This window comes from Chitinophaga sp. G7 BAM 1005, assembly GCF_057126945.1.
This window is the reverse complement of record NZ_CP181478.1, coordinates 7,374,864-7,400,531: the sequence shown is the minus strand read 5'-3', so window position 1 is coordinate 7,400,531 and position 25,668 is coordinate 7,374,864. Positions and strand designations below refer to the sequence as shown.

At 45.8% G+C, this 25,668-nt stretch carries 19 protein-coding genes; 8 read left to right on the top strand and 11 right to left on the bottom strand.

The window, feature by feature from the left end:
- Window positions 1-17: 17 nt before the first annotated feature.
- Complete coding sequence (gene gyrB / locus ACMXI2_RS29995; RefSeq protein ID WP_483779534.1) at window positions 18-2,000, top strand: DNA topoisomerase (ATP-hydrolyzing) subunit B; 1,983 nt, start codon at window positions 18-20, stop codon at window positions 1,998-2,000.
- An 86-nt stretch (window positions 2,001-2,086) separates the two neighbouring features.
- Here the strand turns inward: gyrB and ACMXI2_RS29990 are convergent, their stop codons facing one another.
- Both ACMXI2_RS29990 and ACMXI2_RS29985 read right to left on the bottom strand, forming a co-directional pair.
- The gene (locus tag ACMXI2_RS29990; RefSeq protein ID WP_483779533.1) at window positions 2,087-3,307 is read right to left on the bottom strand and encodes a tetratricopeptide repeat protein; all 1,221 of its coding nucleotides are present in this window, start codon (window positions 3,305-3,307) and stop codon (window positions 2,087-2,089) included.
- 5 nt (window positions 3,308-3,312) lie between these two features.
- On the bottom strand, window positions 3,313-4,641 hold the full coding sequence (locus tag ACMXI2_RS29985; RefSeq protein WP_483779532.1) for an AAA family ATPase: 1,329 nt from the start codon (window positions 4,639-4,641) through the stop codon (window positions 3,313-3,315).
- 283 nt (window positions 4,642-4,924) lie between these two features.
- On the opposite strand from ACMXI2_RS29985, the gene ACMXI2_RS29980 reads away from it, so the two are divergent.
- Together ACMXI2_RS29980 and ACMXI2_RS29975 are read left to right on the top strand one after the other, a co-directional pair.
- Entirely contained in the window at window positions 4,925-5,383 is a 459-nt protein-coding gene (locus tag ACMXI2_RS29980) for a hypothetical protein (protein ID WP_483779531.1), read from the top strand.
- Between the two features lie 315 nt (window positions 5,384-5,698).
- Window positions 5,699-8,923: a TonB-dependent receptor gene (locus ACMXI2_RS29975; protein ID WP_483779530.1), complete on the top strand. Its 3,225-nt coding sequence runs from the start codon at window positions 5,699-5,701 to the stop codon at window positions 8,921-8,923.
- 81 nt (window positions 8,924-9,004) lie between these two features.
- Here the strand turns inward: ACMXI2_RS29975 and ACMXI2_RS29970 are convergent, their stop codons facing one another.
- Together ACMXI2_RS29970 and mfd are read right to left on the bottom strand one after the other, a co-directional pair.
- Window positions 9,005-9,709, bottom strand: a complete 705-nt coding sequence (locus ACMXI2_RS29970) for an SIMPL domain-containing protein (protein ID WP_483779529.1) — start codon at window positions 9,707-9,709, stop codon at window positions 9,005-9,007.
- 192 nt (window positions 9,710-9,901) lie between these two features.
- The gene (mfd, locus tag ACMXI2_RS29965; RefSeq protein WP_483779528.1) at window positions 9,902-13,273 is read right to left on the bottom strand and encodes a transcription-repair coupling factor; all 3,372 of its coding nucleotides are present in this window, start codon (window positions 13,271-13,273) and stop codon (window positions 9,902-9,904) included.
- Window positions 13,274-13,437: 164 nt separating this feature from the next.
- Here mfd and ACMXI2_RS29960 point away from each other — a divergent pair, with 164 nt between their 5' ends.
- Window positions 13,438-14,157 (top strand): ferredoxin--NADP reductase, encoded by a 720-nt coding sequence (locus ACMXI2_RS29960; protein WP_483779527.1) that lies wholly within the window; start codon window positions 13,438-13,440, stop codon window positions 14,155-14,157.
- A gap of 92 nt (window positions 14,158-14,249) precedes the next feature.
- Here ACMXI2_RS29960 and ACMXI2_RS29955 read toward each other — a convergent pair whose 3' ends face one another.
- From ACMXI2_RS29955 to dtd, 4 genes are all read right to left on the bottom strand, one after another.
- On the bottom strand, window positions 14,250-15,677 hold the full coding sequence (locus ACMXI2_RS29955) for a glycine--tRNA ligase (RefSeq protein WP_483779526.1): 1,428 nt from the start codon (window positions 15,675-15,677) through the stop codon (window positions 14,250-14,252).
- Between the two features lie 69 nt (window positions 15,678-15,746).
- The gene (locus ACMXI2_RS29950; protein WP_483779525.1) at window positions 15,747-16,688 is read right to left on the bottom strand and encodes a YihY/virulence factor BrkB family protein; all 942 of its coding nucleotides are present in this window, start codon (window positions 16,686-16,688) and stop codon (window positions 15,747-15,749) included.
- 43 nt (window positions 16,689-16,731) lie between these two features.
- Complete coding sequence (locus tag ACMXI2_RS29945) at window positions 16,732-17,061, bottom strand: nucleotide pyrophosphohydrolase (RefSeq protein ID WP_079469839.1); 330 nt, start codon at window positions 17,059-17,061, stop codon at window positions 16,732-16,734.
- Window positions 17,062-17,098: 37 nt separating this feature from the next.
- Entirely contained in the window at window positions 17,099-17,551 is a 453-nt protein-coding gene (dtd, locus tag ACMXI2_RS29940; RefSeq protein WP_483779524.1) for a D-aminoacyl-tRNA deacylase, read from the bottom strand.
- 97 nt (window positions 17,552-17,648) lie between these two features.
- On the opposite strand from dtd, the gene ACMXI2_RS29935 reads away from it, so the two are divergent.
- The 3 genes from ACMXI2_RS29935 to ACMXI2_RS29925 all read left to right on the top strand — a co-directional run bounded on the left by ACMXI2_RS29935 (window position 17,649) and on the right by ACMXI2_RS29925 (window position 20,261).
- Window positions 17,649-18,107 (top strand): hypothetical protein, encoded by a 459-nt coding sequence (locus ACMXI2_RS29935; protein ID WP_483779523.1) that lies wholly within the window; start codon window positions 17,649-17,651, stop codon window positions 18,105-18,107.
- A 141-nt stretch (window positions 18,108-18,248) separates the two neighbouring features.
- A complete protein-coding gene (gene arfB, locus ACMXI2_RS29930) occupies window positions 18,249-18,647 on the top strand; it encodes an alternative ribosome rescue aminoacyl-tRNA hydrolase ArfB (protein WP_483779522.1) in 399 nt (132 codons plus the stop codon).
- 78 nt (window positions 18,648-18,725) lie between these two features.
- Window positions 18,726-20,261, top strand: a complete 1,536-nt coding sequence (locus ACMXI2_RS29925) for a lipopolysaccharide biosynthesis protein (protein WP_483779521.1) — start codon at window positions 18,726-18,728, stop codon at window positions 20,259-20,261.
- A 1-nt stretch (window position 20,262) separates the two neighbouring features.
- Here the strand turns inward: ACMXI2_RS29925 and ACMXI2_RS29920 are convergent, their stop codons facing one another.
- Entirely contained in the window at window positions 20,263-20,904 is a 642-nt protein-coding gene (locus ACMXI2_RS29920; protein WP_483779520.1) for an MBL fold metallo-hydrolase, read from the bottom strand.
- Window positions 20,905-20,965: 61 nt separating this feature from the next.
- Here ACMXI2_RS29920 and ACMXI2_RS29915 point away from each other — a divergent pair, with 61 nt between their 5' ends.
- The gene (locus ACMXI2_RS29915) at window positions 20,966-24,373 is read left to right on the top strand and encodes a TolB family protein (RefSeq protein ID WP_483779519.1); all 3,408 of its coding nucleotides are present in this window, start codon (window positions 20,966-20,968) and stop codon (window positions 24,371-24,373) included.
- 236 nt (window positions 24,374-24,609) lie between these two features.
- Here the strand turns inward: ACMXI2_RS29915 and ACMXI2_RS29910 are convergent, their stop codons facing one another.
- Together ACMXI2_RS29910 and ACMXI2_RS29905 are read right to left on the bottom strand one after the other, a co-directional pair.
- Entirely contained in the window at window positions 24,610-25,281 is a 672-nt protein-coding gene (locus ACMXI2_RS29910; protein ID WP_079469847.1) for a DUF1361 domain-containing protein, read from the bottom strand.
- A complete protein-coding gene (locus tag ACMXI2_RS29905; protein ID WP_483779518.1) occupies window positions 25,272-25,661 on the bottom strand; it encodes a diacylglycerol kinase family protein in 390 nt (129 codons plus the stop codon). Before ACMXI2_RS29905 ends, ACMXI2_RS29910 begins: the two co-directional genes overlap by 10 nt.
- Window positions 25,662-25,668 lie beyond the last annotated feature (7 nt).

Genomic DNA, 25,668 nt, shown 5'->3' with positions numbered 1-25,668 from the left:
AGATTTTACACCAACATATGAGCGAAGAATTAGTGCAAGCACCCAGCCCCAGCAGCAACGGATATGATGCAGGGAGTATACAGGTATTGGAAGGACTGGAAGCCGTTAGGAAGCGTCCGGCCATGTATATCGGCGATATTGGCGTCAAGGGTCTCCACCACCTTGTTTATGAGGTAGTAGATAACTCTATCGATGAAGCATTGGCGGGGTACTGCAAAAACATCGATGTTACCATCCTGGAAGATAACTCCATCCGTGTAAAGGATGATGGCCGTGGTATTCCAACCGGCATTATCCCGAAGGAAGGCCGTTCTGCCCTGGAAGTGGTAATGACGGTACTCCACGCCGGTGGTAAATTTGACAAGAACACCTACAAGGTGTCCGGAGGTTTGCACGGTGTGGGTGTGAGTTGCGTAAACGCATTGAGCGACAGGCTTTATGTAACTGTAGAACGCGAAGGCAAATTATTTGAACAGGAATTTCACCGTGGCGCCCCACAGTATCCTGCACGTGAAATAGGTACCAGTGAAGTAACCGGAACCACCATTCACTTTAAACCCGATGGTGAGATTTTTAAAGAAACCACCTACAACCGCGAAATTCTTGCAGGTCGTTTGCGTGAGCTGTCTTACCTGAACCGTAAAATCAACATCACTTTAACCGACGAACGTGAAAAAGATGAAGAAGGTAACTTCTTCTCTGAAACTTTCTATAGTGAAGGTGGTATCCGCGAGTTTATCCAGATGCTCGACAAAAATGGCCGCCGTAACCCGATATTGCTGAATCCTATTTATGTAGAAGTACATGAACCGGTTTCAAATGTAGCCGTAGAGGTAGCACTGGTATACAACGACGCATTTAGTGAGAACATTTTCTCCTACGTAAATAATATCAATACCATTGAAGGAGGTACACACGTAGCCGGTTTCCGCCGCGCTATCACCCGTGTATTTAAATCTTATGGTGATAAAAATAAAATGTTTGAGAAGTCGAAGATCGAAGTTACCGGCGACGACTTCCGTGAAGGGCTGAGCGCTATTATCAGCGTAAAAGTTCCTGAACCACAATTTGAAGGACAAACCAAAACCAAACTCGGTAACTCCGATGTAATGGGTGTGGTAGATAGTTCTGTTGCTGGAGTACTGGAGGCATTCCTGGAAGAAAATCCGCGCGAAGCAAAACAGATCATCAATAAGGTGGTATTGGCTGCGCAGGCCCGTGAAGCCGCCCGTAAAGCACGTCAGCTGGTACAGCGCAAAAGTGTAATGACCGGTAGCGGCTTACCAGGTAAGCTGGCCGATTGCTCCGATAACGATCCTACCAAATGTGAACTGTACCTGGTCGAAGGAGACTCCGCAGGTGGTACCGCTAAACAGGGACGTAACCGTAACTACCAGGCCATCCTGCCGCTCCGTGGTAAAATCCTCAACGTGGAAAAAGCAATGGAGCACAAGATCTACGAGGATAATGAAATCAAAAACATCTTTACTGCACTGGGCGTTACCATTGGCACAGAAGAAGATGATAAAGCATTGAACCTTTCCAAACTGCGCTATCACAAGCTCATCATCATGACGGATGCCGACGTGGATGGTAGCCACATTGCCACACTGATCCTGACCTTCGTTTTCCGCTATATGAAAGCAATGGTTGAACAGGGTTACGTGTACATTGCGCAACCACCACTGTACCTCGTGAAAAAAGGTAAAGAACAAACTTACGCCTGGACAGAAGAACAGCGTAAAGAAGCGACTGTAAGGCTCGCTGGCGGCGGTAAGGAAGACAGCGTAACCATTCAGCGTTATAAAGGTTTGGGTGAGATGAACGCAGAACAGCTGTGGGATACTACCATGAATCCTGAACACCGTACCCTGAAACAGGTAACCATTGAAAGCGCCGCAGAAGCTGACCGCGTATTCAGTATGCTGATGGGTGATGAAGTTCCTCCACGCAGAGCTTTCATCGAATCACATGCGAAGTATGCTAAGATTGATGCTTAATTACGTATATACGTTATCGTTATAAACAAAAAATCCTGCCGCTGAAACGGCAGGATTTTTTGTTTTATCATCTGAAAATAATCTCTTTATCCTTCTCTCGTAAGAATATAATTTGCCAGCACCTGATACAGGAACACACCTATCAGCATAGCAGTAACAAAAATATTGAAGGCGTCATTAATGATGAATGCCAGTACAGTACCCAACACGCCCATCAGCGCCAGCCCCGCGGTATACCAGGTAATAATCCGGCGGTTCTTTTTGCTTTCAGGTATATAAAATCCCGCAGCCGGCAGCAACATAATGCCACTGCAAAGACACAATGCCAGCAATCCCTGCAGATGCGTGAACAGGAACGCCGCACCTGCTGCTAACGATACGCATAACAGGATTCCTACTACATTAGACACCTGTGTTTGTTCTTTACTCAAGGCGTATCTGCCGTATGGATTTAGGCGCAGGAACAGGTTACTTACCGGCGTAATCAACCAGGTAGAAAGCGCCAGGAACGCCAACAGTACGTACACCGGGAAGAATACCCGGCTGGCGATCTGTGTGAGTATAAAGATGGCAATGATAATGATCCATTGTGTACGCACTTTTTGACGCGCCATAAAAAAGGCATAGTTCAGGAACTGCCGGTACAGCCAGTACCGGGCTTTCATGGCCTGCACCATACCCTGCCGCGCCCATTCATTATTAGGATCCAGTTTCAACGACTCCCTGAAATGCTCCAGCGACTTCCGGTGATCGCCGGCCTCCAGCCACTTCTGGCCGAGGTTGGCGTGGGTATAAGCATTTTCGGGATTATGCTCCAATGCCTCATGCAAATTGGAAAATGCCTCTTCCTTTTTGCCCAGCCGGAACAACGCATGAGAACGGAGATTAAGACAGGCTTCATCTTCCGGGTCAATAGCCAGTCCCTCTTCCGCCTTGTGAAGCGCGGCTTCATATTCTTTCCTCGACAACAAAATCTGGCTCCACATGGCAAAATAATTCACCCGGTAAGGGTTTATAGCCACTGCATTGCTGATGGTCCTGATAGCTTCGTTAAATTGATTTTTTGCAAAAGCGATCCTGGACAACAGGTACAGGAAACGATCATCGTATGGCGCAAAGCTGAGGGTATTGCTTGCTATCTGAGATGCTTCTGCGGTGTTGCCTGTTTCCAGGTAACAGATTGCCAGCAGGTACAATCCGTCGGTATCATGGGCATTTGTGCTCAGGTGCTGACGTAATGCTGCAAAGGCATCTTGGAAGCGGCCTTGTTGTACTAAAATCTGAGCGCGCTGAATTAATACAGCCATAAACGTTATTTCTTAATATCCAGGTATTTCAATACATCATCATAAAGACCGGTTTCATTTGAATACAGCGCATAATTACGGGCAGTATTAAACCATTCCCTTGTGGTGGGTTTATGTATTTTGGCGGCTTTTAATAATTCTTTCTGTGTAATGGGCTGTGGTACGCCTTTCTGCAGGGCTTCCAGCAGTTTCTCTTCTATCGCAATATCCACAATCGCTTTAAGGTCGGCGCCGGAGTAGCCCGGAGTGGCCTTTGCCAGGGCGTTGTAATTAATATCGCTTACCGGTTTATTGCGTAGCTGTAGCTTCAGGATCTCTTCCCTGCCTTCCGTTTCCGGTGGGGCTACAAAAATGATCCGGTCGAAACGGCCCGGGCGGCGGAATGCAGGATCCAGGCTCCACGGAGCGTTGGTGGCGCCGATAATGAGAACGTTCTCATTGCTGGCGGCAATACCATCCATTTCTGCGAGGAACTGATTAATAATATGCGTTGCGCCCGACTGCCGTAGCGCCGTGCGGTTAGCCCCTAATGCATCTACCTCATCAAAAAACAAAACACAGGGTTTACTCTGACGGGCCAGCTCAAACAAGCTATGCAGATTTTTTTCACTGGTACCCACCCACATGTCCAGCACATCATGAATGCCTACATTGATAAACTCCGCCTGTATTTGTCCTGCAGTAGCTTTGGCCAGATATGTTTTACCACATCCCGGAGGGCCATACAGCAAAATACCGCCGCCGGCTTTTTTTCCATAGGCTTTATAAAGATCGGGGAACTGCAGGGGCTTGATGATCTTCAGATCTATTTCCTGCTTTTCTCTTTCCATACCTCCTACATCTGAAAAATTAATTTCAGGTTTTTCCAGCATGAATAAGCTTTCGCTTTCTTCTTCTTCCTCATCATCTCCATTAAAAGAAACAGATGGTTGTTGCGCTACCCGGAAAAGTCCGTCCAGGGCTTCATCACGGAAGCCCGGATTTATTTGCAGTAAATGCTGATATATTTCTTTGGCAGATGGCATTGATTGTTCCTTCACCAGGATGCGGCAATGCAGCAGCAGTGCATCAAAATGATCCGGCTCCCGGTTTTCCAGTTGTTCCAGTACCACAATGGCAGCGGAATACTTATGCTGATGATAAAAGGTGCGCGCCAGGCCAAGCTGCGCCGCAGTATTGGAAGACGACAGCTCCAGTACTTTTCGGTATTGCTCTTCTGCGGCCGTGTATTCATAATCCTGCAACAGTACCTGCGCCAGATGCATACGTAAAGGCACATTCTCCGGTGAAAACTGCACCGCCTCCTGTAATTGCTTTATTACTTCCGATGACATAATGTGCTTCTGTTTAATTATTCAGTAACCCCGTAATAATACGCAATTCGGCCGCAAAAAAAGTGTTAATTGTGCCTAAATCCCCATGCCCATCAAAAATACGCTCCTCACTCTATCTATATATATTTTATTTAATTAATAAATATTTATATATATTGCAGCCATATTATCCCTATGCCAACAGCACCTAACCAGTATCCTATGTCAAATTAACTAATGGCCGGCTGCACAAAAGCGGCCGGCACTGGTTTCGTTAAAAACGGCATACCTAAACTATAATGTTATGAGAATGAAACTCTTAATGGTAGCCGTTGTTGCTGCTTTAGGAACGATACTTTGTTCCTGTGATAAAAAGACCGGAACAACACCAGTCAGCAGCTTCTACTTTAAAATGGATGGCGTTCGATACCAGTCAAATGCCACAGAAGCATACCTCACCGATACGGTATATGCCGGCAAAAAGACCTTAGTGATAGATGGCGTTACCAATAACTTCGGCCATCATATGGAGTTGATGATCACCTTTCCGGATTCCCTGAAAGCAGGTACTTATATAGAAGATGTGGAAATGTCGCTGATGAATATCCAGGAAAAAGAACCGGGTTACCTGAGTAAAGGTATCAAAGTAATTATAACGAGCATTAATAGTAAACACGCGGAGGGAACATTCTCCGGTGTATTAATAAGTGGTGAAACAGAAAAACCTTTAACGGACGGGACTTTTAAAGTCGAAATTTATTAAACACATTTGATGAACTTTCTCACCTGCCCCTCCTTTAAAGGCGGGGCTTTTTAATTCGTACGTACGTTAAGGTTATATTATTTTGTTTGTTGTTTACCCTGAGTTAACAATTAATTCCTATCTCATTTTAGCGCACTGTTAACCCTAAAGTTAAACAGGGGCCTCATTTCTGATAGTATTTAAACACCCAATAGCCTGAAATGGCCCATTCTTAGTATATTTTAGGCACTTCTTAACAATTCCGTAATAATCTGTTAACATTCTGGTTGCATCAGACTGTTTCCTTTGCACCTGGAAATACTTACAAAACAGTTTATGAAATCATTCTTTACGCTATTAGCTAGCTTCATTGTAATTCTATGTTACAGCGCGAACGCACAGGTGACCACTTCCGTAATATCGGGTAAAGTATCCGATCCGGGTGGCCAGGCCATTCCCGGCGTTACAGTAGTAATAGTAAATAACAGCACCGGCGCCAAATCCGGCGTACAAACAAACACTGATGGTCGTTATAATCTGCCTAACCTGAATCCAGGCGGTCCTTACACGATCACTGTTTCATTCATTGGATATAAGAAAGAAGTAAAATCAGATGTTAACCTCGGACTGGGAACCACCAGTTTCAACTTTAAATTACAGGAAGAATCAACCGCACTGAGTGAAGTAGTGGTAACAGGTAATGCCGGTGCAGGTAAATCCGGTACCAGGGTAGGACAGGAGCAGATTAAAGCGCTCCCTACACTGAGCCGCAGCCTGCAGGACCTTACCAAAGTAACGCCGCAAAGCAATAACAACTCTTTCCTGGGTACCAACTACCGTTACAACAACGTAACTGTAGATGGCGCTATCAACAACGACGCCATTGGCTTCAGCCCTTCACTGGGTGGACAGAGCAATACCAGCGGCCAGCCAGGCAGCAGCACCCGTACCAACCCGGTATCTGTAGATGCCATCCAGGATATACAGGTGTTACTGGCTCCCTTCGATGTGAAAGTAGGTAACTTCCTCGGTGGTAGCGTAAACGCAGTAACCCGCAGCGGTACCAACGAAGTACACGGTTCCATCTACGGATTTGGCCGCAACGCTTCTATGGTTGGTAAAAACAACGCCGGCGACGGTTCTAAATTACCAAGCGATTTTCATGAATACCAAACCGGTGTTCGTATCGGCTTCCCTATCATCAAAAACAAATTATTCTTCTTCACCAACGAAGAAATTACCCGCCGCGTGGACCCAGTAATCCTCGGTGCAGGTTCTGCTGATGGCGGTGGCATCTTAACAGAAAAAGACGCTGCCGATATCACTGCATTGATGAAAACATACGGCGTAGATCCGGGTACCGCAGGTAACACCAGCATCTATTCCAACTCCAATAAATTCTTCAACAGGATCGACTGGCACATCAATGGAAAACACCAGTTGTCTGTTCGTAACAATACCATCACTTCCGAAGCTACCAACCTCGAACGCGATCAGCAAAACTTCCGTTTCAAGGGAATCGACTTCAAACAGGTAAATAACCAGACCTCTACGGTGGCCGAACTGAAAAGTAACTTTAACAGCGGTTTCTCCAACAGCCTGATCCTCGGTTACTCCAACGTACACGATTACAGGGATCCACTGTCTGACCCGGCTACACCACAGATCCAGATTAAAGGAAGAACACCAGGTTCTACTATCTTCCTGGGCACCGACCGTGAAGCCAGTATCTTCAACATGAAACAAAAAACATTTGAAATAACTGATAACGTAACCCTGTTCAAAGGAAATCACACCATTACCCTCGGTACACACAATGAGTTTTACAACATCACCTATGGTTTTGTAAACTCCTGGAATGGCCGTCTGGATTACAACAGCATTGAAGACTTCCTGGCTAACAACCCTGCCCGTGTACGTGGTAACTATAACTACACCAACAACTCCCGTGATTACATCATGGCTAATCCCCCTGCTCAGTTCAAAGCAAACCTGCTGAGCGTTTACGGACAGGATGAAATCCAGCTGACTGATCGTTTCAGGATTACCCCAGGTATTCGTTTGGACTACACAGGTATTCCCAACAAGCAGCCTTTGAGTGATAAAACCATCAAATCACCGGAAGATCCTAACTACGGCGCCACTTACAATTATACCAAACCAAAGGATATCAAAAACGACTTCCTGAATAATGTGCAGATCTCTCCGCGCTTAGGATTCAACTATGATATCAAAGGCGATAACAGCCTGGTACTGCGCGGCGGATCCGGTTTATTCACCGGTCGTATTCCTTTCGCATGGGTTGGTTATGCTTACTATAACAATGGTGTTACTTATGGCGCTTACGATCAGAAAAGCAGCAAACCATTTGTTAACACGCCGCTTCCTGCTGCAAAACCATCACCTAACGGTATCGCAGACTTTGCATCTCAGAATGGCGTAGACGTTAACAATGCAGCCGGCGCTACACAGGTGGATATGATTGACAATAACTTCAAGATGCCGCAGGTATGGAGAAGCAGCCTCGCATTAGATTATACCACCCAGGACCAGTGGAAGTTTTCCATTGAAGGTATTTATACCAAAGTAATCAAGGATCTGATGTTCCAGCAGGTAAACCTGGCGGATAATCCAACTTACTTTGCATACGATGTAAACAAGCAACAGCCTATCTACACCGGTTCTAAAATCAATCCTTTATATACTAACGCTTACCTGTTATCCAATACTGATAAAGGTTACCGTTACAGCATCACCGGCCAGGTATCCAAAACATTCCCATTTGGCCTGAACTTCATGGTGGCTTATACTTACGGACAGGCAAAAGATATCACCAATGGTATCCGCAACTCAATGGAATCAAACTGGCAGCTGAACCAGGCGCTGAATCCTAACAACCCGGGCCTGGCTTACTCTAACTTCGACATCCGTAACCGTATTGTTGCTACCGTTGCTTACAAACAGGATTGGGGCACCAAAGGTAAATGGGTATCTAACTTCTCGGCCTTCTTCAATACCTCTTCCGGCACACCGTTCTCTTATGGTTTAGTGAATGCTACCATCAATGGTACACCGCAGCAGGTGAGTCTCACCTACATCCCGAAAGATGTGGCTGAAGCAACCAACTTCTTTACCGATAAAGCAGGCGGACCAACAGCTGCTCAACAGGCAAATGATTTCATGAGCTATGTTAACAGCAATAGCTACCTGAGTGGCCGTAAAGGTCAGTTCACTGAACGTAACGGCGGCCGCACCCCGTGGAACACACAGGCCGATTTCCGCTTCGCGCAGGACTACAACTTTAAAGCCGGTAAAAAGGTACACACCATCACGTTAACTTACGATATCGTGAACGTTACTAACCTGCTGAACAAAGACTGGGGCATTCAGTACTTCACGCCCAACACTTTTAACTCAATGGCGAGCGTTGGTTTGAATCCTACCGGTAAAGTGGTTAACAATTATCCTACTTATACTTTCAGCACACCAGGCACTCCATATTCGAAAGATTTCTTTGCATCCCGTCACCAGATGCAGCTGGGCCTGAGATATAGCTTCTAATTCAGCTTGTCTTAATAAAACGTAAAAGAGGTTGCTCCGTATGGAACAACCTCTTTTTTTGGTATTACATCTCCAGTGTAATTATTTAATAGCAAATACTGCTTTTACTTCTGCACGGATCTTAATGGTTTTGAAATCAATATCAGCAGCTGCTTCCGCACTATCTGCTGATTTAGCCATGTAGTTAGCCATTACGGGACGAACATCAGAATAATTATCTGTATTCATTTCCTGAATTTCGATCACATCATCTGTTTTATTACCAATAGCGGAAAGCATATACTCTGCTTTTTCTTTCGCGGCCTGTAATGCTTTAATTTTTACTTCCTTGCGGTAAGCTTCCATTTTGCTGGAAGAGTAGGAGGCTATCCTGGCATTTTCAATACCTTCTGCATCTACTGCGCCGAGGATTTCATTGATTTTATCCAGCTTGCTTAATTTAAGACGGTATTGTTTACGCGCCATAAATTCCTGCGGATCTTTCTTCTTTCTTAAAATCTCAAAGTTGTTACCATATACATTTTCAATGGTGAAATCGGCTTTCGGAATTCCTGCATCAGATACGGCTTTCTGCAGTTGTTTTTCAAGTGTGCTGATTTCTACTTTGTTTTTTCCTTTAAGATATTCTCTTAAAGAGATGTTGAAATAAATTTCATCCGGTGTGATTTCCATTTCTGCGGATCCGTTTACTTCAATCTTTTTTACCGGAGGCTGCTTATCTGTTTGCTGTGCAAAAGTGCTCAGTGCAAAAAATAATCCTGCTGCTAATAACATTACCTTTTTCATGTGTCGATGTTTTTCTATTGTTAAAAAATTTAGTGTTTGTTGTTATTTACACCCTCATGATGCGGGGTTAAAAAGTGTTTCCACAAAAGGGGATTTATAAAATTTTGTTAATGCAATAGTTACAGAAATAGGATTATACATTTCATATTAGTTATGAAACGATTACAAAGGAATTATGTTACAGGGGAAGAATTATTTCCGGCTATCGGTCATAGCTTTCAGGAAGTCGTACAGGTCGTTCATATGACGGATACGGGAAGCCACCAGCATAAAGTTTTTGCCAACCTGTTTTAGTTTGGCGTTGTTGGTACGGGTTTGTATATACGTTAATATATGATTGAACGTAGGGGATTCGAAGTAAGGAGAATCCGGATTATTGATAAAGTAGCAACGCAGGTTTTCTTCTTTCAGCATCATTTTTTCGAAGCCGAGCTGTATGGCCATCCAACGGCAGCGGATAGCTGTGAGCAGGTCTTTCACCGGCTCCGGCATGGGGCCGAAGCGGTCTATCATATCATTGGCGAAAGCCTGTAATTTGCCTTCTTCCGTGATATTATCCAACTCCTGGTAAAGGTTCAGTCTTTCCTGGATGCTTTCAATATAAGTATCGGGGATCAGTATTTCCAGGTCTGTATCAATGGTACAGTCGCTCACGAAATCTTTCTTCTCTTCCAGCTGATCTTTAAACAGGTCGCGGAATTCATTTTGTTTCAGTTCCCGGATGGCTTCGTCCAGGATTTTCTGGTACATATCAAAGCCTATTTCGGCCATGAAGCCGCTCTGTTCACCACCCAGCAGGTTACCGGCGCCACGGATATCGAGGTCGCGCATGGCGATCTGGAAACCGCTGCCCAGTTCACTGTGTTGTTCCAGTGTTTGCAGGCGTTTCCGGCTATCGGAAGGCAGTGTGCTCATAGGCGGCGCCAACAGGTAACAGAAAGCCTTTTTATTACTGCGACCCACACGACCACGTAGCTGATGCAGATCACTCAACCCGAAATGATGGGCGTTATTAATGATGATGGTATTGGCGTTTGGAATATCCACGCCACTTTCCACGATGTTGGTACACACCAGCACATCGTACTTGCGGTCAATAAAATCGAGGATCACTTCTTCCAGCTGATGCCCTTCCAGTTGCCCGTGTGCAGTAGCGATGGACAGGTCGGGGCAAAGTCCCTGGATGAGGCCGGCCATTTCTTTCAGGCCCTTTACCCTGTTGTGGATAAAGTAAACCTGTCCGCCTCTTTCGGCTTCATAATAAATGGCTTCGCGGATCAGGTCCTGGTTAAACACCTGTACTTCCGTTTCAATGGCCTGGCGGTTTGGCGGCGGCGTATTGATTACGGAGAGGTCGCGGGCGCCCATCAGTGAGAACTGGAGCGTACGCGGTATAGGCGTTGCCGTTAGTGTGAGGGTATCTACGTTATGTTTTATCTGTTTCAGTTTTTCTTTGGCAGAAACACCGAATTTTTGTTCTTCATCTACCACCAGCACGCCGAGGTCCTTAAACTTCACTTCCTTGCCCAGTAAGGCATGCGTACCGATAATGATATCGATCTTTCCTTCTTCGAGGCGTTTAAGCGTTTCCTTTTTTTCTTTGGAAGATTTAAACCTGTTGAGGTAATCAACAGTGCAGGGAAAGTCTTTCAGGCGGTCAGCAAATGTTTTATAGTGCTGGAAAGCGAGGATGGTAGTAGGCACCAGTACGGCGGCCTGTTTACCATCAACAATAGATTTAAACGCTGCACGGATGGCTACTTCTGTTTTACCGAAGCCAACATCTCCGCACACCAGCCTGTCCATTGGCGCCGGCGATTCCATATCACGTTTTACATCCGCGGTGGCCTTGCTCTGATCCGGCGTATCTTCATAGATGAAAGAGGCTTCCAGTTCCGTTTGCAGATAGGTATCCGGCGTATGTGCAAAGCCTTGCTGGGCTTTACGTACGGCATACAGCTGGATCAGATCTTTGGCAATATCTTTTACCTGCGTTTTGGCTTTTTCCTTCAGCTTATCCCAGGCGTCGCTGCCCAGTTTATTCACTTTAGGTTCCACGCCTTCTTTGCCGGTGTATTTACTGATTTTATGCAGGGAGTTGATATTTACATACAACAGGTCGTTGTTTTTGTAAATAATGCGGATGGCTTCCTGCATTTTACCACCTACTTCAATTTTCTGCAAACCGCTGTACATTCCCACACCATGATCAATGTGTGTTACAAAATCGCCCGATTGCAGCTCCCGCAAGGTTTTCATGGTAATTGCCTTATTCTTGTTGTAGGCTTGTTTTACCTTGTACTTGTGGAAGCGCTGGAAGATCTGGTGATCGGTATAACACGCCAGTTTCAGCGAATGATCAATAAAACCGCTGCTGATAGCAACAGGGATAGGGAAGAATACAAAATCTGCTTTGAGGTCCTCGAATATACTGCGCAAACGTTCCAGCTGACGCGGGTTGTCTGAGAATATAAAGAGGGAGTATTTATTGCTGTTATGTTTACCGAGATCTTTGATCAGCAGATCAAACTGCCGGTTAAACACGGGTTGCTCCTGTGTATCGAAGGCGATGAGCTGTGGCTGGTAACCGTTGTCTGTCAGCCAGTCTTTGTTACCAAAAACAATCGTCGGCTTTTGCAGCAGTTGTTCCAGCAGTGGAGCGGCTTTCACAAAATCTTCTTCCTTCAGCACCATTTCTTCATCTTCATCTACTTTTACTTTCTGGCCGGTGAGCAGGAAATCATCCAGCCGTTGTTCCAATTGTTCTATCACGCCTTTTATATAGGAAGGATCCTTCATCCATACGACGGTATTGGCGGGCAGAAATTCGGTGAGTGGTGTTTTGCTGTGGTCTGCCGCATGGGTGTCCATGTTGGCGATCAGTGTTACCTGTGTGAGTTTGCGTTCACTGAGCTGTGATTCCGGATCAAACAGGCGGATAGAATCTATATCTTCTCCAAATAATTCAATACGGTAAGGCTTTTCGTTGCCAAAGGAATAGATATCCAGGATACCGCCCCTTACGGCATACTGACCGGGTTCATACACAAAATCGGTGGCATGAAAACCCCAGCCGATGAGTTGTTCCAGCAGCGGATCTACTTTCAGTACATCGCCTACTTTCAGTTGTACCATGTTGGCGCTGAAAGCCTGGTTACCAGCTACTTTCTCCCAGAGTGCTTCCGGGTAGGTGACCAGGATCTTCTTCCTCACCGTATCTCCGGATAATTTCATGAGTGCCTCAGTACGGAGCATACTATGGCTGCCGTTGATTTCATGAAACTGACCTGCTTTCTTAAAAGAGTCTGGGAAATAGAAAATATCCAGTGCCTGGCTAAGTTGCTCCAGGTCGTTATGGAAATAGGCTGCCTCCTCTCGATCGTTTAAGATAAAGAGATGGTTTGCATCTGCATGCGCCCAGGTGCTGACTGCCACAAAGTTTATTGCGCTTCCACTAATGGAGGAGAGCTGAAAGTATTGTGGGGCGGGTGATTGTATCCCCTTCACCAGCAACTGCAGGCGCGCATCACGTTGAAATAGTTGTAATACAGCCTGTAAATTCATGAAGAATGCAAAGGTACGAAGATTTACCGATTTTGAAATTTGATTAGAGAAGATATTTAGAGAAGATAACGCTGCTTCTCCATAACAAAAAAATAAATACGAAAATATCCCAATAGCAGAATGCCAAATTTTCACTATATTCAATAAGACCAAACTCAACTTCCATGCTGGACCTATGGCATACCGGAATCGTAACTAAGTTGGTGGATGAAACCCACAATACGCGCCGTTTTTGGATAGAGGTACCGGACATGGAACGGTTTGATTTCAAACCGGGTCAGTTTGTAACCCTGGACCTTCCGATCCACGAGAAAAAAAACAAACGCTGGCGTAGTTATTCCATTGCCTCCCATCCGGACGGCACCAATATAATTGAGCTGGTAATTGTTTTGCTGGAAGGAGGATTAGGGAGTACTTACCTGTTCAATGAAATAAAAGTAGGAAGTGAACTCCTGATGAGAGGGCCACAGGGAGTTTTCGTACTGCCGGAACCGCTGAACAGGGAGCTGTTTCTTATCTGTACCGGCACAGGGATTGCGCCGTTCCGGTCTATGGCACATTACATTCAGTTACATGGAGTGCCGCATGCGCCTATTCATCTTATTTTCGGCGTCCGTTATCAGCACGACCTGCTCTATGCAGCTGAAATGGAACAATTAGCCACTACGCTGCCCAATTTCAACTATATTCCCACTTTATCACGTGACGAAAACTGGAACGGCAGAAAAGGTTATGTGCACAATGTTTATGAAGAACTGCTACAGGAAAGGCGCCCTGCCAATTTCTTTCTTTGCGGCTGGAAAGCCATGATCGACGAGGCAAAGCAACGGATCCAGGCAATGGGGTACGACCGGCATGATATTCACCAGGAGTTGTACGGGTAATCCTGTCTTTTACATCCCAGGGACAGGGTACTACAAATAAAAAGGACTACAGCAGTTATACAAAATATAACGGCTGCAGCCCTGATATGTTATTAAAGAATCCTGCTTAATACCAGTGCTTTCACTTCACTCAGCGGAATGCGTTCCTGCTCCATGCTGTCGCGGTAACGGATGGTAACCGTACCATCTTCTTTCGTCTGATGATCGATGGTTACGCAGAAAGGCGTACCAATGGCATCCTGGCGGCGGTAACGTTTACCTATCGCATCTTTTTCTTCATAGAAGCAATAGAATGCCTGTTTGCAATCATTCATCAGTTCTCTTGCCAGTTCCGGTAAACCATCTTTTTTCGTTAATGGGAAGATGGCCAGTTTCACAGGCGCCAGTTTAGCAGGCAGGCGAAGTACCACGCGGCTATCTGCTTTCTCCGGTGTGCTCAGATCCTCTTCTGCGTAAGCATTACAGATAGTGAGCAGGAACATACGATCCAAACCGATAGAGGTTTCTATCACATAAGGAACATAGTTCTGATTGATTTCTGTATCGAAGTACTGAATTTTCTTCTTGCTGTATTCCTGGTGTTGTTTCAGATCAAAATCGGTACGGGAGTGGATACCTTCCACTTCTTTGAAGCCGAATGGGAATTCGTACTCAATATCCACGGCGGCATCTGCGTAGTGCGCTAATTTGATGTGATCTTTGAAGTGATATTTTGCAGGATCGATGCCGAGGCTCAGGTGCCACTGCATACGTTCTTCTTTCCATTTCTCATACCATTCCTGCTGAGTGCCGGGGCGTACAAAGAACTGCATTTCCATCTGCTCAAATTCACGCATACGGAAAATAAACTGGCGGGCAACAATTTCATTTCTGAAGGCTTTACCAATTTGCGCAATACCAAACGGCACTTTCATTCTGCCGGTTTTCTGTACGTTCAGGAAGTTTACAAAGATACCCTGGGCCGTTTCCGGGCGCAGGTATATTTCACTGGCTTCGTCTGTTACGCTACCAAGCTGGGTGGAGAACATCAGGTTAAACTGACGTACATCGGTCCAGTTGGAAGTACCGCTTACCGTGCATTTTATTTTGTTGCTTTCTATCAGTGTTTTAAGGCCTGCGAAATCGTTTTCTTTCAGCAATTCATCCATTTGTGCCAGAAGGGCATTGCCGGCTTCCTCTGAAAGTGTTTCTGCATAACCTTCAATCAGGTGATCTACCCGGTAGCGTTTATTGCTATCCTTGTTATCGATCATCGGATCGCTGAAATTATCCACGTGTCCGGACGCCTTCCAGGTAGTAGGATGCATAAAGATGGCGGCATCGATCCCCACGATATCCTCGTGCAACTGGGTCATGCTTTTCCACCAATAATCCTTAATGTTTTTCTTCAGTTCTGAACCATACTGACCGTAATCGTATACGGCGCTGAGCCCATCGTAAATTTCGCTGGACTGAAAAACAAAACCATATTCTTTACAATGCGATATGATCGCCTGGAATTTATTCTGATCTGTAGACATAGTGGCGCAAAGATAAAGGGCTATTTTGAAAATACGTATGCGATTATTAAATAATTTATAAACTGATGATTACCCCTCCTGAACTGGCTCCGGCTCGTGAGGAATTTCAATTTGTTTGATCCAAACCGCGTAATCATTGGGGTAAATCTGTGCGCCGAAATATTGGACATAATTGCGGGTAAATACGGCCCCAAAATACAGGATGGCTGCGGAATAGTATACCCATAACAGGATAATCACAATAGATCCGGCGGCGCCATAAGTAGAACTCACCCTGCTGGCGCCGAGATAGTAACCGATCGCAAACTTGCCGATCATAAAAAGGATGGCGGTAGCAATGGCGCCCACCCGTACATCTTTCCACTTGATCCGGGCATCGGGCAGCACTTTGAAGATGATGGCAAACAATGTGGCGATCACCACAAACGGTACCACAAAATCGGCCAGTGAGAAAAGGATACCTGATGTAATTTTACCCGGAAGCAGGTTCACTACAAGGGCGGAGAATAATTCCACCAAACCGTTGATGGCCAGCGATACCAGCAAAATGAACCCGAGGCTTACCACCAGTGAAAAAGACAACAACCTGTTCAATATCATCCGCAACAGGCCGTTTTTTTTAGGCTTTGATTTCAGCCGCCAGATGAAGTTAATAGAGTCCTGGATTTCCGCGAACACCCCGGTGGCGCCAATGATCAGCGTAATGAACCCTACCATAGTGGCCCAGCTCATATCGCCGGAGAGGGAAGCATTTTTAATCATGGCCTGTATCTGCATTGCCGCATCATTGCCCACCAATCCCCGGATCTGGCCGTAAATATTTCCCTCAATGGCGTCTCTCCCCAGGAACAGGTCGCATAAATAAATAATAATGATCAGCATGGGAGCCACGGAAAAGATGGTATAATAGGCCAGTGCGGCACTGAGCTTCATTACTTTATCATCTATAAAATCAATACCGGACTGCTTCAGTACCTGCCAGATGATTTTAAGCTTGCTCGGTTTTTTCATAGCAGCATTTTAGTAACAGTAAACAAAAAGTATGCAGGCTGTATTATGATTTTAATTTAGGGTTGTTATGATGCCGTTGTGCGTCGCGGATATTCTTCTTCTCAAAATTCTTTTCCAGGGCTACCGTCATATCAATACCGGTTTGATTGGCAATACAAAGCAGTACCCACATCACATCGGCCAGTTCATCTGCCAGCAGCTTTTTATTATCGCTTTCCTTCGACGACTGATCGCCGTACTTACGGGCCATGATACGGGCCACTTCCCCCACTTCTTCCGTGAGGATAGCCATGTTGGTAAGCTCACTGAAATAGCGTACACCAGTGGTATTGATCCAGTTATCAATTTTTTGCTGGGCTTCCTGAATGGTCATGGATTAGTTTTTATTTATTAAAGATAATGGATTGACCTTATTCCCGGTTGTGCGAATCTATGATGATAGTAACAGGACCATCATTTAACAACGCTACTTTCATATCAGCACCGAAAATTCCCCGTTGAATGGTGGTCCCCATGTCCTGTTCCAGTTGCACGATCATTTTTTCATACAACGGGATGGCTACGTCCGGCTTACCGGCACGGATATACGAAGGGCGGTTTCCTTTTTTGGTGGAGGCGTGCAGGGTAAACTGGCTGACGAGCAAAATATCGCCATGAACATCTTTCACGGATACATTCATTACTCCTTCATCGTCGTTAAAGATCCGGAGGTTCACTATTTTAGCACTCAGCCACTGGATATCTTCTTCCGTATCAATGTTTTCAATACCCAGCAGTACCAGCAGGCCGGTTTGGATTTCACCGGTTACGGCCCCATCTACTGTAACGGACGCGGAACTGACGCGTTGTATAACTGCTCTCATGGATTTTTATTTAACGCCGGAAAATTAAGGCAAATCGTTTGTATCTGTAACATATCACACACTACTTACGTTTAACGATCACCAAAATCAATGTTCTATGACCCGTATCGGTTACTTGTTTATCAGCATACTTTTATTCGCAGCCTGTACCACGTCTTCAGAGAAAAATCCCTGTGAGGGCATCGTGTGCGACTATATGGCCCCTGCCTGCAAATTCAAACTGGTAGAAGCAGGAACTGGTCGCGATCTTGTTTATGGTCCCTATGCCCGCATCCCCGTGGATAGTATCAAAATTCTGATGCAGGATACCACCCTAAAAGTTAAACAGGTAATAGACACACCCAGTAATACAGCCGTGTTATATTTTTATGTGATAGGAGGACCTCAAACTTTGCGGGTGGGCAGGCCGGCTAAGGTGACCCTGGATAAATTGACTTTCCTGTCAAGATCAGTTGGCTGCTGTGGTACAGAGCTATCCAGTTTGCAGTTAAACGACAATCCTGTTGCAGTGTCCCGGGATTCCGCCGGTGTTTTCCTGATCCCTCATACTTTATAAATGCTGTTATAAAACGATGCCGCTGCACTAAATATTAAACCGGAGGAAACCGCTGCCCCCGGTAAAAACAGCACGTATTCGCCGTAATTTGTAATAAATTGCACTTCCTAAGGCATTTTTTATATTATAAATTAAATCAAGATGAATATCAATGTGACCCCCGAAATCACGTTCCGCACGGCCCGCAGCGGTGGCAGCGGCGGACAGAACGTGAATAAGGTGGAAACGATGGTGGAAGGCTATTTCGATATCATGGCTTCTGCCCTGTTAACCCAGGAACAAAAAACGGTGCTGATGGAGAAGTTGTTGAACCGCATCAACGCAGATGGCCTGCTCCAGGTAAAGTCCCAGACCGAGCGCACCCAGCTGGGCAACAAACAGGAAGTGATTTCCAAAATGAATGACCTGATCAGCAAAGCGCTGATACCACGCAAAAAGCGCGTACCTACGCGGCCATCCAAAGCTGCCAGGGAAAAACGCATCCAGTCGAAAAAGAGGCATTCCGATAAAAAGCAGCAACGGAGAGGAGGATTTGAATAAACGCAAGCCACCGGCCAATCCTCACAAATCCGAGATTCGTAATCCGTAATTCGTAATTTGTGTCAAAATATTTGGGAATTGAGTATTAAGAACCTGGCAGGCCAAACGGTATTTTACGGATTGAGTAACATAGTGAGCAAACTGCTCAATTATTTCCTTACTCCTTTTTATCTGACCATCTTAACCCGCGCATCATTCGGGGAGATGTCCAACGTATACGCCTATATACCGTTTGCCAATATTGTGCTGACTTACGGCATGGAAACGGCCTTTTTCCGTTTCGCCAAAAAGGAGAACAAAGCGCATGTACTGGGCACTTCCACTATTTCCCTCCTGCTTTCTACTGTCAGCATTACCATTTTACTGCTATTGCTGCGATCGCCGGTCATTAACTCGTATGCCGGTGAGCTGGCGGGACTGAATGGCCATCCCACCTACTACACCTATGTAGTGCTGCTGATGGCGTTTGATGCGCTCACAGCCATTCCTTTCGCACAGCTGCGGCTGGAAGGACGGCCCATGAAATATGCTGCGATTCGTATAGCCGGAATAGTTACTACCATCTTTTTCAATATTTTCTTCCTGGTCATTTGCCCGAAACTATATGCCGCCGGGCATCACTGGCTGCCGGACCTCCAAAGCGGCACCGATCAGACCGGGTATATTTACCTGAGCAATATGCTGGGCAGCGCCATTACCCTGGTGCTGTTTTTCCCCCAGATCCGCAAAATAGAGTGGAAGTTTGATGCCGGTTTATGGAAACAAATGATGCACTACGCCCTTCCGCTGATCGTAGTGGGAATGGCCGGTATGGTCAATGAAACGTTCGACAGGGCCTGGTTTTTACCCCAGTTCCTTCCGGGTGATAACATGGAGGCCAAAAAAGAAGTAATTGCCCTGTACAGCGCCAACTATAAACTGGCCATCCTGATTACTATGTTCATACAGGCATTCCGGTTAGGGGCGGAACCCTTTTTCTTTAAACAGGCGGAAAGTGGTGATCCGAGGAAAATGTATGCCCGGATCATGAAGCTGTTTGTGATCATGCTTTGCTTCATGTTCCTGTTTGTAAGTCTTTACCTGAATATCTGGAAAGCCTTCCTGCGCGTGCCTTTCTACTACCAGGGGATGCGTATTGTGCCGGTGTTGCTGCTGGCCAACATGTTCCTGGGCATTTATTACAATCTCACCATCTGGTTTAAGCTCACCGACCGCACCAAAACAGGCGCGGTGATCACCATCATCACAGCTGTGCTGGCCTTCCTGCTCAATTACTGGTGGATACCCGTGATGGGCTACTATGGCGCGGCACTGGCCACTATGGTGTGTTATTTTGTACAGATGGTTATCTGCTATGTATGGGGGCAGAAGTATTACCCCATCCCTTACCATCTTCCTAAATTAATTACCTACATGGGACTGGCTACCGGCATTTACTATATATTCAGCTGGCTCAACACAACGGTGCTGTCGCCGAAAGATATTTATGCCCTCAAACCCCTTCCTCTCGCAGTGGCAACGGCTTTCTTTGCGGCCTATGCCTGGTTCATTTTCCGTATGGAGAAGAAGGAGTTTGCCCGTTTACCGGTGATCGGGAAGTTTATTAAAGTGTAAGCTAATCCACCAGGAAAGGATTGTGTTTCTTTTCAAAACCGATAGTGGTGGCTGGTCCGTGGCCCGGGAATACCCTTACCTCGTCCGGCAATACAAACATTTGTTCACGGATACTTTTCAGCAAAGTGGCATGATTACCTCCCGGGAGATCGGTACGGCCAATGCTCTGGTAAAACAGCACGTCGCCGCCGATCACGAAATGCTGACCCGGGCAATAGAAGGCTACACTTCCCGGAGAATGGCCAGGGGTAAACAACACCGTTAGTTCATCGGCGCCAAAAAGGATCTTTTCCCCTGCTACCAGGTAACGGCCTGCCTCGGGGGAAGGGTCGAACGGAATGTTATACATCCCTGCTGCCCGCTGGGAATTGTCCAGTACCGGCTGTTCCAGTTCATGAAACTCCGGGCGTACTTTATACGTATCTGATACGAGCTTATTACCAAATATATGATCAAAGTGGCAGTGCGTATTCAATAATCTTATAACATTTAACCCCTGCGTTTGTATATATTGTAATAATTCTTTTCTTTCGTCCTGAAAATAACACCCTGGGTCTATAATTATACATTCCTTTTTTCCGTTAATAAGCAGGAAAGTGTTTTCTTGTAGTGGACCAAAAGTGAATTGTTGTATTTCAATCATTGTAACCCGATTTTTTTAGGCTAATTTTAAAACAGATCACAATATTATCAATACTTTCTGTATGAACAGATTTATTACCAGGTTATTATTCCACGGTACCCTATTACTTGGAACGATAGTATCCCAGGCCCAGACCAATACAGTAGAATTCGGACAAAATCGTGTGCAGTTCAAGAACTTCAAATGGAGATACTATCAAAGCCGGCACTTCAACACCTATTTCGCCCAGAACGGGCTGGAACTTGGTAAGTATGCCGCCCAGGTAGCCGAAAAGGAATTACCCCAGCTGGAACAGTTCATGGAATCCAACCCCAGACAGCGTATTAATATTGTGGTTTACAACTCTTTCGGGGAAATGAAGCAGTCCAATATTGGTATTGGCGTGGATTGGCAGAATACAGGAGGGGTGACCAAACTGGTGGGCAACAAAATGATCGTTTATTTCGACGGTAACCATGAAAACCTCCGCCGCCAGATCCGGCAGGGGATTGCCCGCATCATGCTGGAAACACTGCTGTTTGGGGAAGATATCGGCGAATTTGCCGGTAATGCCGCCCTGATCGACTTCCCGAAATGGTTCACCGACGGCTTTATTGGCTATGCCGCCGAAAACTGGACCGCCAAACAGGATGAAGAACTAAAGCTCATCATCATGTCCGGCAAGTACAGCAACTTCAACGCCCTCGCTTATGACCACACCTTCCTGGCAGGTCAGGCGTTCTGGTACTATGTGGAAAGCAAGTACGGCAAAGATGCCGTGCCTTACCTCATGTACATCACCCGTATTAACCGCGGACTGAAAAAAGGCTTTGAGCAGGTTCTTAACCAAACACCCAAGAAAGCCACCAAAGACTTCTTCGTATTTTATCAGAAAAGATTCCAGGAAGATAACCGCAGAAGAAAGACTTCTGCCAAAGGCCGTACTATCGTAGCCCAGGAAATTACGCCCAAAGCCGATTACTACCGCTTTAACCCGAATCCTAAAAATAATTCCTACGCAGTAGTTGAGTTCAAAAAAGGAGTATACCGCGTACAGATCCAGCTCGGCTGGAATAAGCCCAAAGTATTGCTGCATAGCGGCGTAATGCAGCTGGCCAACCAGGTAGATCCAAACTATCCGCAGATGGCATGGAACACCAAAGGCAACCGCCTGGCCGTTGTATACGAACACGAAGGCAAAACAAAGCTGATGATCTATGACCTCATCACCCGGACGACTATACGCCAGGAACTGAACCAGTTTGACCGGATCATCGACTTTAAATACATGCCGGTACAGGAAAACACCCTGTTACTGTCTGCTGTGAAAAACGGGCATACCGACATCTTTACCTATAACATCAGCAACTCTAAAACAGACCAGATTACCAACGACGTGTATGATGACCTGGACCCTTCTTTTGCCGCCTTCCCCGGCAAAAGCGGTATTCTTTACTCTTCCAACAGGCCCGGCCCCAAAGGAAGAGGAAGCGATACCTCCCTGCTGAACCATCCGTTCAACATCTTTATGGTGGATAACTGGAACCGGAGCTCTGAAAAGCAGATCACCCAGCTGACCGACCTGCAGTACGGAAACGCCAAACTGCCCATGCAGTACAATACCACCCACTTTACCTTTGTGTCTGATGCAAATGGTATCCGTAACCGTTATGCCGGGTTCTTCAAGTCGCAGGCAGATGGCGTGGATTCCCTCTTCTATGTAGGCTCTGAAATCCTTCATAACCCCGACCAGGAAGAACTGGATTCAGCGATGGCGGCCTATGGCTCCACTGCCCCGGATTCAGTAGAAGCGATCACTATCACCAAAGATTCTACCTATACTTTCCCTATTTCCAACTATCCTTACGGCATCCAGGAATCAAGGATTACCGGGGAAAAAGGAGAAGTATCGGAAGTGGTGCAGTATGCAGATATCAAACGCCTGATGAAGCTGAAGGTAGATACCGTGGTATTGAAGAAAAGGAATATAACGGCAAAAAACACCAATTTCAGGAAAGCGCAGATGCATGCCGACAGTTTACGTTTAGGCTTGCCTACCTATCTGGCGCCGTCAAAAGATACTTCTACACATCCTAATTTCTTCCAGAACGAGTTTGGTAATGAACCGGCTGATACCAGCAACAATGCCGTTACAGCAAATGAACCGTCGCTGTTTGAAAAAAGGAGAGACGAGGAATCGACCCTTAAAAAGTCGAAACTGTTCCCGTATAAATTCAAATTCGCCTCCGATTACCTGATCCTGCAACTGGATAACTCCATCCTGGTAAATAAGTACCAGCCATTTACCGGTCCCCCGAGCGGCCCTATCCGCCTCACCGACCCGGTGAACGGGTTAATCCGCATTGGGGTAAGCGATTTATTTGAAGATCTGAAATTTAACGGCGGCTTCCGTATTCCTTCTTCCCTGCAGGGATCGGAGTATTTCTTTACGGCGAGTTACCTGAAGAAACGTTTTGACTATAAATTCACTTACTACCGTAAAGTGGATAAAGGCAGTGGATTTGTTATCCGTGACCAATCTGGTGCGGACTCCGCTTTTATTTCTACCAAAATGATCACGAACATTTACCAGGGCGAAATAAGATATCCTTTCGACCAGGTAAGGAGTATTCGTTTATCAGCTGGCATACGTACCGATAAACTGGTGATACAGTCGGAGAACAAAGAAGCGCTGATTGCCCCTGACTACAAGGAAACCTACGCGTTAATGCGCCTGGAATACGTATACGATAATACCATCAACCCGGCTATTAATATCTGGAATGGTACCCGTTATAAAATTTATGGAGAAACCAATGCACAGCTAACCAACGGCGGGTTGAACGAATTATTCAATCCTGGTCTTTCCGCCGCAGCACAGGGCAGGTTTACCTATAACATGGGCGTGGATATCCGCCACTATACAAAGATTTACCGCAACTTTATCTGGGCTACGCGCTTTGCAATGGATATGTCGTGGGGAACACGCAAACTGCTGTATTACCTGGGAGGTGTGGACAACTGGCTGAATCCACAGATCAATACAAAGAATCCGGTAAACCTTACAGAAAACTACGCTTTCCAGACGCTGGCTGAAAACCTGCGTGGTTACAAGCAGAATGCAAGAAATGGTAATAATGTGATGTTGTTGAATACAGAACTCCGCTTACCGGTGTTTGCCACTTTCATCGACAAACCTATCAACTCTGCCTTCCTGCGCAATTTCCAGGTTACTTCCTTCATTGATATCGGTACCGCCTGGAATAAAAAGCTGAGCTTTAAAGATGCCAATTACACCACTTACGACGATGGTCAGGGTGTAACTACCCGCATCAAAGAAGGTTTCCTCGGGCCGTTTGTAGGTGGTTATGGTTTTGGTGCACGTACCACTATTGCCGGCTACTTCCTCCGTGCAGACGCAGGCTGGCCTGCAGTAGCGTTTTTCAGAGGCAGCCCGATCTGGTACTTTGGTATGGGCGTTGACTTCTAAGCGGAGAGATCGCCTTCGGCGATTTTAAATTGTCTTGGAGCAGGATTACGCTGATTATACTGATTTTACTGATTTTATTTTCTGGAATTTTAAAAAAAAGAAGAAGGGAGATATAAGCGGATATATTCGCTTTTATCTCCCTTCTTCTTTAAAAATCAATATATGATCAAATCAAAAAAATCAGTATAATCAGCGTAATCCTGCTCCAAGACAATTTAAAATCGCCGAAGGCGATACTACGCATGTTGCTTTTTCACCAGCGGGTACATTAAGCTCAGGAATATTCCCATACATATTGTAAAAGCCCAGGCATGCCGGTTTTCCACGGGATGCAGGAAAATATCCCTCATGTCACCCAGCAGGGTAAGCGGGTCTTTCACAATATCCCAGCTGTTATAACGTAAGTACCTGCCTATATATACCCCCATACCGCAAAGGAACATTACCGGGAAAGTGAATAACCATGCCGGCCAGCGGCTATGACGGTTGCCCCACAGTTTTTCCATGCTGCGGATAGACATATACCCGAACATCATACCATTCCAGGCGAAAGAGAAAATCACAAACAGATCAAACCACAATGGCACGCCGCCGTCAAACAAGTGGAACAGATCCGTGAGGATGTAGGGCGCGTTGGGAATAAACAGCAACCATACGATAAAGCAGCCGTACCAGTTATACCGGTTCTTAATTTGTTCCGGGTGCTTTTCCATCCAGCCGGTGATAGCGAAAGGAATAAAGGCCAGGAAAAGGTTCCATATCAGCGATACCCGCAGGTAGCTACCGGTATGCATTACACGAAAAAAGAGCAACGCCATACTGAACAGTACAGATGTATACAGGGTGTATTGGTGCCGCGACCGGCCTATACGATGTTGTAATAAACGGATGGTTCTCATCAATTGCATATGGTTACTTTTTGACAAATTAAAATGTAGGGAGTAAATATGACAGCCCCGATAATAACGGCGGCTATAGCCGCTATCAGTACAGCGCCGGCCGCTACATCCTTGATGAATTTCACGTTGGGATGCAGCTGCGGCGAAAGATGATCCATTATTTTTTCTATAACTGTATTAAGCATTTCTGTAATCCACACCAATGTAATGGCGAGGATGATCCAAATCCATTCCGATGCTGCTATTTTATACCAGCAACCGGCTGCCACCACCACAATGGTAGCGAGGGCATGAATACGCGCGTGTGGCTCACTGCGCAGGAAAGCGGCAATACCACTAAATGCGTATCCGAAGCTGGCTAACCGTTTGCTGATATAAGAGTTTCCCATGTTTGTT